Source organism: Pseudomonas sp. PSPC2-3 (genome assembly GCF_049898265.1).
GTDB classification, from domain to species: domain Bacteria; phylum Pseudomonadota; class Gammaproteobacteria; order Pseudomonadales; family Pseudomonadaceae; genus Aquipseudomonas; species Aquipseudomonas veronii.
Genome location: NZ_JAFCXJ010000001.1, coordinates 496,609 through 509,304 on the forward strand (window position 1 = coordinate 496,609; position 12,696 = coordinate 509,304).

Annotated in this window: 10 protein-coding genes; all 10 read left to right on the forward strand. The window is 63.2% G+C overall.

The window, feature by feature from the left end; genetic code table 11:
* Positions 1–289: 289 nt before the first annotated feature.
* The 10 genes from tssA (at position 290) to ACP7E3_RS02400 (ending at position 12,692) form a co-directional block, all read left to right on the forward strand.
* Complete coding sequence (tssA, locus tag ACP7E3_RS02355; RefSeq protein WP_046381631.1) at positions 290–1,312, forward strand: type VI secretion system protein TssA; 1,023 nt, start codon at positions 290–292, stop codon at positions 1,310–1,312.
* Positions 1,313–1,366: 54 nt separating this feature from the next.
* Complete coding sequence (gene tssB, locus ACP7E3_RS02360) at positions 1,367–1,873, forward strand: type VI secretion system contractile sheath small subunit (RefSeq protein ID WP_017849978.1); 507 nt, start codon at positions 1,367–1,369, stop codon at positions 1,871–1,873.
* 2 nt (positions 1,874–1,875) lie between these two features.
* Complete coding sequence (gene tssC, locus ACP7E3_RS02365; RefSeq protein WP_017849979.1) at positions 1,876–3,372, forward strand: type VI secretion system contractile sheath large subunit; 1,497 nt, start codon at positions 1,876–1,878, stop codon at positions 3,370–3,372.
* Positions 3,373–3,547: 175 nt separating this feature from the next.
* Complete coding sequence (locus tag ACP7E3_RS02370) at positions 3,548–4,036, forward strand: Hcp family type VI secretion system effector (RefSeq protein ID WP_003195562.1); 489 nt, start codon at positions 3,548–3,550, stop codon at positions 4,034–4,036.
* A gap of 78 nt (positions 4,037–4,114) precedes the next feature.
* Positions 4,115–4,630: a type VI secretion system baseplate subunit TssE gene (gene tssE / locus ACP7E3_RS02375; RefSeq protein ID WP_005792513.1), complete on the forward strand. Its 516-nt coding sequence runs from the start codon at positions 4,115–4,117 to the stop codon at positions 4,628–4,630.
* Positions 4,627–6,486: a type VI secretion system baseplate subunit TssF gene (gene tssF / locus ACP7E3_RS02380; RefSeq protein ID WP_108526678.1), complete on the forward strand. Its 1,860-nt coding sequence runs from the start codon at positions 4,627–4,629 to the stop codon at positions 6,484–6,486. The genes tssE and tssF overlap by 4 nt, the downstream gene beginning before the upstream one ends.
* Complete coding sequence (gene tssG / locus ACP7E3_RS02385; RefSeq protein ID WP_426122162.1) at positions 6,450–7,493, forward strand: type VI secretion system baseplate subunit TssG; 1,044 nt, start codon at positions 6,450–6,452, stop codon at positions 7,491–7,493. The genes tssF and tssG overlap by 37 nt, the downstream gene beginning before the upstream one ends.
* Positions 7,486–10,143, forward strand: a complete 2,658-nt coding sequence (gene tssH / locus ACP7E3_RS02390; protein ID WP_057004026.1) for a type VI secretion system ATPase TssH — start codon at positions 7,486–7,488, stop codon at positions 10,141–10,143. Before tssG ends, tssH begins: the two co-directional genes overlap by 8 nt.
* 158 nt (positions 10,144–10,301) lie before the next feature.
* On the forward strand, positions 10,302–12,242 hold the full coding sequence (locus ACP7E3_RS02395; protein ID WP_426122165.1) for a type VI secretion system Vgr family protein: 1,941 nt from the start codon (positions 10,302–10,304) through the stop codon (positions 12,240–12,242).
* Positions 12,243–12,257: 15 nt separating this feature from the next.
* Positions 12,258–12,692 carry a DcrB-related protein gene (locus ACP7E3_RS02400; RefSeq protein WP_057005223.1) on the forward strand — a complete coding sequence of 145 codons (435 nt, stop codon included), beginning with the start codon at positions 12,258–12,260 and terminating at the stop codon, positions 12,690–12,692.
* Positions 12,693–12,696 lie beyond the last annotated feature (4 nt).

The following is a 12,696-nucleotide window of genomic DNA, read 5'->3' on the forward strand; positions in this document are numbered from 1 at the left end:
AGCATGATCGCAGATCTTAACTGGCCTCAATGACAAAAACCCTATCGTGGAACACCACTCGACTCACCAGTCGCGCAGGTTGTTAAGTACCGCACATCTGTCACAGAGGGCGAATAGCTTACCTTGACAAGCCATAACTACTACACCAAAAATGCACAACTTCTTGAATACCAGTGATGGCACATTAGTGGCGCCACACGTATATGACCAAGAAAACATGCAAAGTTCATCACGCAACTAATGCATGAATTGCCCGTCATCTAACGGGCCGATAGGGAGATCGATTTCAGTGGATGTGCCGTTGCTGCTCGCCGCCGTTTCCGCGACTTCGCCATGTGGCGAAGACATGGAATATGACGCGCAATTTCTACAACTGGAGCGTGATGCCAAGGGGCAGCCCGAGCGCAGCATGGGCGACGCCATCCTGCCTGCCGAACCGCCGGACTGGCGCAGCATCCAGCAGCAAAGCCTCGACCTGTTGCAACGCAGCAAAGACCTGCGCATCACCCATTTCCTGCTGCAAAGCGCCCTCGCCCTCCAGGGTGTGGTCGGGTTGGCCGACGCGCTCACGCTGATCAACGCGCTGCTGCGCGAATACTGGGCCGACCTGCACCCGCGCCTGGATGCCGACGACGATAACGACCCCACCGTGCGTATCAACGCGCTGTCCGGCTTGACCGGCGACGCGACGATCCGCCTGCTGCGCGAAAGCATCCTCACGCGCTCGCGCACCTTCGGCGCCGTGAGCCTGCGCGCCGCGCTGAACGCCAGCGGCCTGATGAGTTTTCCCGATGAACAACTCGGCGCCCAGCAGCTCAACGCCGCGTTCCTCGACAGCGACCCCGAGCAACTGCAAGCCACCCGCGACGCCTTGAGCACCGCGCGTGCCGCCTGCGAAGCCATCGAACAACAGGTCAGCGACCAGGTCGGCTCGGCCCAGGGCGTCGACCTCAGCCTGTTGAAGCAACCGCTCAAGCAGGCGCTGCAGATCCTCAGCCAATTTGTACCGAACGGTGAGACCAGCAGCCGCGAACCCGAGGCCGTCAGTGACGACAATGCCCCCTCGGCCGACTTCGCCGCCGCCCCCACCGCACCGCGCCCCAGCGGCGACATCGCCAACCGCGATGACGTGCTGCGCAGCCTCGACAAGATCCTTGCGTACTACACCCGTCACGAGCCTTCGAGCCCGCTGCCGGTGTTGTTGAACCGCGCAAAGCATCTGGTGCACGCCGACTTCGCGGCCATCGTGCGCAATCTGATTCCCGACGGCATGTCCCAATTTGAAAACCTGCGTGGCCCGGACGGCGAGTAAGCCGCCCGACTGCGCAGTAACAACACCGTCGCTCAAGCGACCAGGAGCAGCAACGTGGCGAAGCAAAGTTCTCAGAAATTCATCGCGCGCAACCGCGCGCCTCGAGTGCAGATCGAGTACGACGTCGAGCTCTACGGCGCCGAGAAAAAGGTCCAGCTGCCCTTCGTGATGGGTGTGATGGCCGATCTCGCCGGCAAACCCGCCGAGCCCCTCGCGCCCGTGGCCGACCGCAAGTTCCTTGAAGTGGACGTCGACAACTTCGACTCGCGCCTCAAGGCCATGCAACCGCGCGTAGCGTTCCACGTACCCAACGAGCTGACCGGCGAAGGCAACCTGAGCCTGGACATCACTTTCGAAAGCATGGACGACTTCAGCCCGGCCGCCGTGGCCCGCAAGGTCGATGCGCTGAACAAGCTGCTCGAAGCCCGTACCCAGTTGGCCAACCTGCTGACCTACATGGACGGCAAGACCGGCGCTGAAGAAATCATCATGAAAGCGATCAAGGACCCGGCATTGCTGCAGGCCCTTGCGAGCGCGCCGAAGCCGGCAGGGGAGCAGTAATCATGACCGAGAATACCGTGCGCGAAAGCGCTCAGAACCTGGGCGCCACCGAAGAAACCAGCGAGTTCGCCTCGCTGTTGCTGCAAGAGTTCAAACCGAAGACAGAGCGTGCCCGCGAAGCCGTGGAAACCGCCGTGCGGACACTCGCCGAGCAGGCGCTGGCACAGACTGACCTGGTGTCCAACGACGCGATCAAGTCGATCGAATCGATCATCGCCGCCATCGACGCCAAGCTCACCGCCCAGGTCAACCAGATCATCCACCACCCGGATTTCCAGCAGCTGGAAAGCGCCTGGCGTGGCCTGCACTACCTGGTCAACAACACCGAGAGCGATGAGCAGCTGAAGATCCGCGTGCTCAACATCTCCAAGCCGGACCTGCACAAGACCCTGAAGAAATTCAAGGGCACCGCCTGGGACCAGAGCCCGATCTTCAAGAAGATGTACGAAGAAGAATACGGCCAGTTCGGCGGCGAACCTTACGGTTGCCTGGTCGGCGACTACTACTTCGACCAGTCGCCACCGGATGTCGAGCTGTTAGGCGAATTGTCCAAAGTCTGCGCCGCCATGCACGCCCCGTTCATCGCGGCCGCTTCGCCGACCGTGATGGGCATGGGCTCGTGGCAGGAACTGTCGAACCCGCGCGACCTGACCAAGATCTTCACCACTCCGGAATACGCCGGCTGGCGCTCGCTGCGTGAATCGGAAGACTCGCGCTACATCGGCCTGACCATGCCGCGCTTCCTCGCGCGCCTGCCGTATGGCGCCAAGACCGACCCGGTGGAAGCCTTCGCCTTCGAAGAAAACACCGACGGCGCCGACAGCTCCAAGTACACCTGGGCCAACGCCGCTTACGCGATGGCGGTGAACATCAACCGTTCGTTCAAACACTACGGCTGGTGCTCGCGCATCCGTGGCGTGGAGTCCGGCGGTGAAGTGGAAAACCTGCCGGCCCACACGTTCCCTACCGATGACGGTGGCGTGGACATGAAATGCCCGACCGAAATCGCCATCAGCGACCGTCGTGAAGCGGAGCTGGCGAAGAACGGTTTCATGCCGCTGCTGCACAAGAAGAACACCGACTTCGCCGCGTTCATCGGCGCGCAGTCGCTGCAGAAGCCGGCCGAGTACGACGATCCGGACGCCACCGCCAACGCCAACCTGGCCGCGCGCCTGCCGTACCTGTTCGCCACCTGCCGTTTCGCGCACTACTTGAAGTGCATCGTGCGCGACAAGATCGGTTCCTTCAAAGAGAAGGACGAAATGCAGCGCTGGTTGCAGGACTGGATCCTCAACTACGTCGACGGCGACCCGGCGCACTCCACCGAAACCACCAAGGCCCAGCACCCACTGGCGGCAGCCGAAGTGATCGTGGAAGACGTCGAGGGCAACCCGGGTTACTACAACTCCAAGTTCTACCTGCGCCCGCACTACCAGCTCGAAGGGCTGACCGTGTCGCTGCGCCTGGTATCGAAACTGCCGTCGGCGAAAAGCGCGTAAAAAATCGGGACTGGCTCGCTCCCTGTAGGAGCGAGCTTGCTCGCGAAAAACTTGAAGGCGCTGCGTTCATCCAGGATGCCCGCGTCACCGTTGACGACCTTCGCGAGCAAGCTCGCTCCTACAGGGGTCGGCGGCGTTAACAAATACAGTGGCTGAGTCCACACAGGGAGAAAACATGGCTGTTGATATTTTCATCAAGATCGGCGACATCAAGGGCGAGTCCATGGACAAAGCCCACAAGGACGAAATCGACGTACTGAACTGGAGCTGGGGCATGTCCCAGTCCGGCAACATGCACGTAGGCGGTGGCGGCGGCGCGGGCAAGGTGAACATCCAGGACCTGTCGCTGACCAAGTACGTCGACAAGGCCTCGCCGAACCTGATGATGCACTGCGCCAGCGGCAAGCACATCGACAAGGTCAAGCTGACCGTGCGCAAGGCCGGTGGTGAAAGCCAGGTCGAGTACATGGTGATCAACCTGGAAGAAGTGCTGGTCACGTCCCTGAGCACTGGCGGTTCGGGCTCCGATGATCGCCTGACCGAAAACGTCACCCTGAACTTCGCCCAGGTGATGGTCGACTACCAACCGCAGAAAGCCGACGGCACCAAAGACGGCGGCGCGATCAAGTTTGGCTGGAACATCCGTTCCAACACCAAGCGCTGATAGCCCTGGCGGCCGTGGCCCAGCGCCACGGCCCCAGGCACTTTGTCCCTCTCGCAACCCGTCCGTGGAGCTGCTTTGGTGGTAACTGAAATCGCTTCCCGCGACCGTCTGCAACCGTCCCTGTTGGACCGGTTGACCGACGACGACCCAACCAACCCGAAGGAAAGCGCCGACAAGCGCGTGCTGTCCCTCACCCAATTGAAGGCCTCGGTACTGCGTGACCTGGCGTGGCTGCTCAACACCACGTCGTTGCTCGACGCCGATGCCACCCTGCACACCCCGGCCGGCACCTCGGTGGTCAATTACGGCCTGCCGGCGCTGGCGGGCAACAGTGTTTCCAGCGTCGACATCAAGGCCCTGGAAGCCCTGATCTACCAGGCGATCGCCACCTTTGAGCCACGTATTCTGCGCCACACCCTGCGCGTCAAAGCCCGTGTCGGCCATGGCGAGATGAACCACAACGCCCTGAGCTTCGAGATCGAAGGCGACCTGTGGGCGCAGCCGGTGCCGTTGCGCCTGCTGCTGCAAACCGACCTGGACCTGGAGTCGGGCCACGTGCGCGTGGTCAACGCCGACCAGCGGAGACGCCCATGAACCCGCGCCTGCTGGAGCTGTACAACCAGGAACTGCACCACGTGCGCGAAAGCGCCGCCGAGTTCGCCAAGGAATACCCGAAGATCGCCAGTCGGCTGAGCCTGTCCGGCATGGACTGCGCCGACCCCTACGTCGAACGTCTGCTCGAAGGCTTTGCCTACCTCACGGCCCGCGTGCAGCTCAAGCTCGACGCCGAGTACCCGACCTTCACCCACAACCTGCTGGAGATCGCCTACCCGCACTACCTGGCGCCGACCCCGTCGATGACCGTGGTGCAACTGCAGACCGACCCGGATGAAGGCTCCCTGGCCAGCGGTTTCCCGTTGCCGCGCGACAGCGTCTTGCGCGCCGCGTTGGGCCGCGAAACCCAGACCTGCTGCGAGTACCGCACCGCTCACCCGGTGACGCTGTGGCCGTTGCAGGTCAGCCACGCCGAGTACTTCGGCAACCCCGCCGCCGTGCTCGGGCGCCTGGCGGCCAGCGAACCGAAAGCCAAGGCCGGTTTGCGCCTGACCCTGCGCACCGGCGCCGAGTTGCCGTTCAACAGCCTCGCGCTGGACAACCTGCCGCTGTACCTCAGCGGTGCGGATGAGCAACCGTTCCGCCTCTACGAACAATTACTGGGCAATGCCTGCGCGGTGTTTGCGCGCAAGCCGGGGGGCGATTGGGTCGAGCGCCTGCCGCAGGACGCGCTGCGCTCGCGCGGTTTCGACGACGCCGACGCGGCCATGCCCGTGGTGGCGCGGGCGTTCCAGGGCTATCGGTTGCTGCAGGAATACTTCGCCCTGCCCCACCGCTTCCTGTTCGTCGAGTTCGCCGAGCTGAGCCGTGCGGTCAAGCGTTGCGACGGCCAGGAACTGGAACTGATCGTGCTGTTCGACCGCCACGAACCGAGCCTGGAAGGCAGCGTCGGTGCCGCGCAGTTCCTGCCGTTCTGCACCCCGGCGATCAACCTGTTCCCGAAACGCGTGGACCGTATCCACTTGTCCGAGCGGGTCAACGAACACCATGTGATCGCCGACCGCACGCGGCCGATGGATTTCGAGATTCACTCCCTCGACGGCATCACCGGCCACGGCACCGGGCCGGAGCAGCCGTTCCTGCCGTTCTATGCGGTGCGCGATCCCTCGCGTTATGGCCGCGACCAGGCGTACTACACCGTGCGCCGTGAGCCGCGGGTGCTGTCCAGCGACCAGCGGCGCAACGGCCCGCGCTCCACCTACGTGGGCAGCGAAACCTTCGTCAGCCTGGTGGACAGCCAGCAAGCGCCCTATCGCCACGACCTGCGCCAACTCGGCGTGAGCGCGCTGTGTACCAACCGCGATTTGCCGCTGTTCATGAGCGTGGGCAATGGCAAGACCGACTTCACCCTCGCCGACAGCGCCCCGGTGCTGGCCGTGCGCTGCGTCGCCGGGCCCAGCCGCCCGCGTGCCAGCCATGCCCATGACGCCAAGGCCTGGCGCCTGATCAGCCAGCTGTCGCTCAACTATTTGTCCCTGAGCGAACAGGGCCAGGGCGCGGGCGCCTTGCGCGAGCTGCTGCGCCTGTATGGCGACAGCAACGACGCCGCCCTGCAATTGCAGATCGAAGGCCTGCGCGAAGTCAGCAGCAAAGCGGTGACCCGGCGCCTGCCGATGCCCGGCCCGATCGTGTTTGGGCGCGGCCTGGAAATCACCTTGGAATTCGATGAAAACGCGTTTCGCGGCACCGGCGTGTTCCTGCTCGGTGCGGTACTGGAACGCTTCCTGGCACGCTACGTGTCGATCAACAGTTTTACCGAGACGGTGATCCGTACCACCGAACGCGGCGAGATCATGCGATGGAAAGCCAAGCCCGGACGTCGTCCGACCCTGTGAGTACCCTGGATGCGATGCACCAGGAGCCCTGGGAATACGATTTCTTCCAGGCGCTGCGGCGTATCGAATGCGAATCGCCGGACCTGCCGCGCCTGGGCCAGTCCCTGCGCCTGGCGGACGACCCGCTGCGCCTCGGGCAACAGGCCGACTGCACCTTCGCCCCGGCCACCCTGGCCTCGGTCGACCCCGCTGGCGACGGCCAGCCGGCGCGGCTGCAGCAGTACTTTTTCGGCCTCGGCGGCCCCAACGGCCCGCTGCCGCTGCACATCACCGAGTACGTGCGCGAACGCCAGCGCAACAATGCCGACAGCACCAGCAAACAGTTCCTGGATATCTTCCACCATCGCCTGTTGAGCCTGTTCTACCGGGCCTGGGCCGAGGCGCGGCCGACCGTCAGCCACGACCGCCCGGACGATGATTACTGGTCGGCGCGCCTCGCCGCCTTGAGCGGTCGGGGCATGCCGAGCCTGCTCAACCAGGGGCTGATCCCCGACACGGCAAAGCTGCATTACAGCGGCCACCTGTCGGCGCAGACCCGCTACCCGGATGGCTTGAAGGCGATCCTTGGCGAGTACTTCGGCCTGCCGGTAGAGATCGAAGAATACATCGGCCAATGGCTCGAACTGCCCGAGCGCAGTCGCGTCGGGGTCAGCGCCAACCGGCTCGGCGTGGACTTCTGCCTGGGCAGCCATGTGTGGGACCGCCAGCACAAATTCCGCATCCGCCTGGGCCCGCTCGCGCTGGACGACTACATGGGCATGCTGCCCGGCAGCCAGCCGTTCAACGAGCTGGTGGCCTGGGTGGCCGAGTACCTGGGCCATGAATTGGACTGGGACTTGAACCTGGTTCTGCAACAACCCGAAGTCCCGGCGCTGCAACTCAACGGCCGGTTCCGCCTGGGCTTCAACACCTGGCTCGGCCGCCCTGCGGTTGATGCCAACGACCTAATCCTGGCCCGGCATTACGCCGATCACGCCACCACCTCAAGGAATCCAGAGCATGGGTGAAATCAGTCGCGCCGCACTGTTCGGCAAACTCAACAGCGTGGCCTACAAAGCCATCGAAGCCGCCACGGTGTTCTGCAAGCTGCGGGGCAATCCGTATGTGGAACTGGCCCACTGGTTTCACCAGTTGCTGCAACTGCAGGACTCGGACCTGCACCGCATCATCCGTCAGTTCAACGTGGAACCGGCGCGCCTGGCCCGCGACCTGACCGAAGCCCTCGACCGCCTGCCGCGGGGCTCGACTTCGATCACCGACCTGTCCTCCCATGTGGAAGAAGCCGTAGAGCGCGGCTGGGTCTACGGCAGCCTGATGTTCGGCGAAAGCCAGGTGCGTACCGGTTATCTGCTGCTGGGCATTCTGAAGACGCCGAGCCTGCGCCATGCGCTGTTGGGTTTGTCGGCGGAGTTCGACAAGGTCAAGGCCGAAGCCCTGAGCGAACGCTTTGACGAGTACGTCGGCGACTCGCCGGAGAATGCGTTGACGGCCAGCGACGGTTTCAACGCCGGCGCCGTTCCGGGCGAAGCCAGCGGTGCGATGGCGCCGAGTGCGATGGGCAAGCAGGAAGCACTCAAGCGTTTCACGGTCGACCTGACCGAACAGGCACGCAGCGGCAAGCTCGACCCGATCGTCGGCCGCGACGAAGAGATCCGCCAGTTGGTGGATATCCTCATGCGTCGACGCCAGAACAACCCGATCCTCACCGGTGAAGCCGGCGTGGGCAAGACGGCCGTGGTCGAAGGTTTCGCCCTGCGCATCGTCGCCGGCGACGTGCCGCCCGCGCTGAAAGACGTGGAACTGCGCAGCCTCGACGTCGGCCTGCTGCAAGCCGGCGCCAGCATGAAAGGCGAATTCGAACAGCGCCTGCGCCAGGTCATCGAAGACGTCCAGGCCTCGCCGAAGCCGATCATCCTGTTCATCGACGAAGCCCACACCCTGGTGGGTGCCGGTGGTGCCGCCGGCACCGGTGACGCAGCCAACCTGCTCAAACCGGCCCTGGCCCGCGGCACCTTGCGTACCGTGGCCGCGACCACCTGGGCCGAGTACAAGAAACACATCGAAAAAGACCCGGCCCTGACCCGCCGTTTCCAGGTAGTGCAGGTGGCCGAACCGTCGGAAGACAAGGCGCTGCTGATGATGCGCGGCGTGGCCTCGACCATGGAGAAACACCATCAGGTGCAGATCCTCGACGAAGCACTGGAAGCCTCGGTGAAGCTGTCCCACCGCTACATCCCGGCGCGCCAGTTGCCGGATAAATCCGTCAGCCTGCTGGACACCGCCTGCGCCCGCGTCGCCATCAGCCTGCATGCGGTGCCGGCCGAAGTCGACGACAGCCGTCGCCGCATCGAAGCCCTGGAAACCGAGCTGCAGATCATCGCCCGCGAGCATGCGATCGGCATCGCCATCGGGGCACGCCAGAGCAACAGCGAAGCCCTGCTGAGTGCCGAGCGCGAGCGCCTGGCCAGCCTGGAAAGCCGCTGGGCCGAAGAGAAAACCCTGGTCGATGAGTTGCTCGCCACCCGCGCGACGTTGCGTGAAAAAGTCGGCGTGGTCGACAGCGGCAACGATGAGTTGCGTGCGCAATTGGTCGACCTGCAGCAGCGCCTCACCGCGCTGCAAGGCGAAACCCCGCTGATCCTGCCGACCGTGGATTACCAGGCGGTGGCCTCGGTGGTCGCCGACTGGACCGGCATCCCGGTCGGCCGCATGGCGCGCAACGAACTGGAAACCGTGCTCAACCTCGACCAGCACCTGAAGAAACGCATCATCGGCCAGGACCACGCCTTGCAGATGATCGCCAAGCGCATCCAGACCTCCCGCGCCGGCCTCGACAACCCGAGCAAGCCGATCGGCGTGTTCATGCTGGCCGGCACCTCCGGCGTGGGCAAGACCGAAACCGCCCTGGCCCTGGCCGAAGCCATGTACGGCGGCGAGCAGAACGTCATCACCATCAACATGAGCGAGTTCCAGGAAGCCCACACCGTGTCGACCCTCAAGGGCGCGCCACCGGGCTACATCGGCTACGGCGAAGGCGGCGTGCTGACCGAAGCGGTACGGCGCAAACCCTACAGCGTGGTGCTGCTGGACGAGGTGGAAAAAGCCCACCCGGACGTACACGAGATCTTCTTCCAGGTGTTCGACAAGGGCGTGATGGAAGACGGCGAAGGCCGGGTCATCGACTTCAAGAACACGCTGATCCTGCTGACCACCAACGCCGGCACCGAGTTGATTTCCCAGGTCTGCAAAGACCCGGCGAACATCCCCGCGCCGGAAGACATTGCCAAAGCCCTGCGCCAGCCGCTGCTGGAAATTTTCCCGCCCGCACTGCTCGGCCGACTGGTGACCATCCCGTATTACCCGCTGAGCGACGAGATGCTCAAGGCGATCACCCGCCTGCAACTCGAGCGCATCAAGAAGCGTGTGCAGAACACCCACAAAGTCGCCTTCGATTACGACGACGCGGTGGTCGATTTGATCGTCTCGCGCTGCACCGAGACCGAAAGCGGCGGGCGCATGATCGACACGATCCTCACCAACAGCCTGCTGCCGGACATGAGCCGTGAATTCCTCACGCGCATGCTCGAAGGCAAGGCGCTGGCGGGTGTGCGGATCAGTAGCCGGGATAATGAATTGCACTATCAGTTCAACGATTGACCTGAAGAAACATAATCAAAAATGTGGGAGGGGGCTTGCCCCCGATGGCGGTGAATCAGTCACCTGATACATCAACTGACACACTGCTATCGGGGGCAAGCCCCCTCCCACATTTGAACTCGGTTTCTTCAGTTATTTAGTCATTTTCGAGACGCCCGATGCTATTCAACCAAACCTCACGCCTGGCCAAGATCACCAGCCCCCTCGGGCCGGACGTGCTGTTGCTCAATCAAATGGGCGGCGGCGAAGAGTTGGGGCGGCTGTTCGCCTATGAGTTGCAACTGACCTCCCTGGACGCCAACATCGACCTCAACCAGTTGCTGGGCAAGCCGATGAGCGTCGGCGTGCAATTGGCGGACGGCGGCGAGCGGCACTTTCACGGCATCGTCGCGCAGTGCAGCCAGAGCATCGACCAGGGCCAGTTCGCCAGCTACCAGGTGACACTGCGCCCGTGGCTGTGGCTGCTGAGCCGCACGTCGGACTGCCGGATTTTTCAGAACCTGAGCATCCCGCAGATCATCAAGCAGGTGTTCCGCGACCTCGGCTTTTCCGACTTTGAAGACGCCCTGAGCCGACCGTATCGCGAGTGGGAATACTGCGTGCAGTACCGCGAGACCAGCTTCGATTTCGTCAGCCGCTTGATGGAACAGGAAGGCATCTACTACTTCTTCCGCCATGAACAGGACCGCCACGTGCTGGTGCTGGCTGACGCTTATGGCGCCCACACCACGGTGCCGGGCTATGCGTCGATTCCGTACTACCCCAAGGACGAGCAGCAACGCGAACGCGACCACCTGTACAACTGGCACCTGGCCCAGCAAGTGCAGCCGGGCTCGCTGGAGCTCAACGACTACGACTTCCAGCGCCCCAGCGCGAGCATCGACGTGCGCTCGGCGATGCCGCGCCCGCACGCCGCCGGCGACTACCCGCTGTACGACTACCCCGGCACCTACGTGCAAAGCGCGGACGGCGAACACTACGCGCGCACCCGCATCGAAGCCCTGCAAACCCTGCATGAACAAATCGAATTCAACGGCAACGCCCGCGGCCTCGGTTCCGGCCATCTGTTCAGCCTCACCGGCTTCAGCCGCCAGGACCAGAACCGCGAATACCTGATCGTCGGCTGCCGCTATTACATCGTTCAGGAAAGCCTGGAAAGCGGCGGCGGCTCCAACTCGGCGCAGTTCGACAGCAGCCTGACCTGCATCGATGCCCAACAAAGCTTCCGCCCGCTGGCCAACACCTATCGCCCCATCGTCAAAGGCCCGCAGACCGCGCTGGTGGTCGGCCCCAAAGGCGAGGAAATCTGGACCGACCAGTACGGCCGCGTGAAGGTGCATTTCTACTGGGACCGCCACGACCAGTCCAACGAAAACAGCTCGTGCTGGATACGCGTATCGCAATCCTGGGCCGGCAAGAACTGGGGCTCGATGCAGATCCCACGGATCGGCCAGGAGGTGATTGTGAGCTTTCTGGAAGGCGACCCGGACCGGCCGATTATTACTGGGCGGGTGTACAACGCGGAGCAGACGGTGCCCTACGATTTGCCGGAGAACGCGACCCAGAGCGGCATGAAAAGTCGTTCGAGCAAGGGCGGCACGCCGGCCAACTTCAATGAAATCCGCATGGAGGACAAGAAGGGGGTGGAGCAGTTGTATATCCATGCCGAGCGCAATCAGGACATCGTCGTCGAGGTGGATGAGAGCCATTCGGTGGGGCATGACCGCAACAAGAGTATTGGGCACAACGAGACGGTGACGATTGGCAACAACCGCCTGCGCATCGTCAAGCAGGAAGACATCCTCTCGGTGGGCCAGAGGAAGACCGACAGCATCAGCCAGAGCTACGTCATCGAAGTGGGCGAAAACCTACGCCTGGTCTGCGGCGAAAGCATCCTGGAGTTGAACGCCAGCGGGCAGATCAACCTCACCGGCGTGCAAATCAGCTTCTACGCCAGCGGCGATGCCGAGTTCAACACCGGCGGCGTGCTGCACCTGAACAATGGCGGCGGCCCCGGCGCGACGCCCGATGGCCAAGGCATAAAAGCCAGCATCGACGCCAACATCAAAGCCGCGTTCCCCGCGCCTAAAAGCTCCTGACGAGACCTGTCTTCCATGACGTACCGAATCAACGAATTCCAGTTCCAACTGCCGGCCGGCGAGCTGCAGGACGCGTCGATCAATATCCTCAAGTTCCCCGAACTGGGCACTTCCCTGATCGTCAGCCGCAGCCTGCTCGCCGAAGGCGAAACCCTGCACAGCAATTTCGACGACCAACTCAAGCGCCTGGAAAAACAGGTGCAGGACTTGCGCTGCCAACCGAGCGTCACCGTGCGCTTGGGCGCCGCCCAAGAGGTGGAAGGTATCGAGCTGCGCAGCCAGTTCAACAAGGGCAATGACAAGGTGTTCCAGTATCAACTGGCGTTGGTGTTGCCAGGGACGCGCAAGATGCTCGCCTTGAGTTACGTCAAGGCAGACACGCTGGGGGATGCCGAGGCGGCGCATTGGGCTTTGATCAAAAACTCGCTGTCCTTCGACATGCCACAGTGACGAC

Coding starts and splice junctions, on each gene's coding strand:
- ACP7E3_RS02370 (WP_003195562.1), top strand. CDS start 3,548: ATGGCTGTTGATATTTTCATCAAGATCGGCGACATCAAGGGCGAGTCC.
- ACP7E3_RS02395 (WP_426122165.1), top strand. CDS start 10,302: ATGCTATTCAACCAAACCTCACGCCTGGCCAAGATCACCAGCCCCCTC.
- ACP7E3_RS02400 (WP_057005223.1), top strand. CDS start 12,258: ATGACGTACCGAATCAACGAATTCCAGTTCCAACTGCCGGCCGGCGAG.
- tssC (WP_017849979.1), top strand. CDS start 1,876: ATGACCGAGAATACCGTGCGCGAAAGCGCTCAGAACCTGGGCGCCACC.
- tssF (WP_108526678.1), top strand. CDS start 4,627: ATGAACCCGCGCCTGCTGGAGCTGTACAACCAGGAACTGCACCACGTG.
- tssH (WP_057004026.1), top strand. CDS start 7,486: ATGGGTGAAATCAGTCGCGCCGCACTGTTCGGCAAACTCAACAGCGTG.
- tssG (WP_426122162.1), top strand. CDS start 6,450: ATGGAAAGCCAAGCCCGGACGTCGTCCGACCCTGTGAGTACCCTGGAT.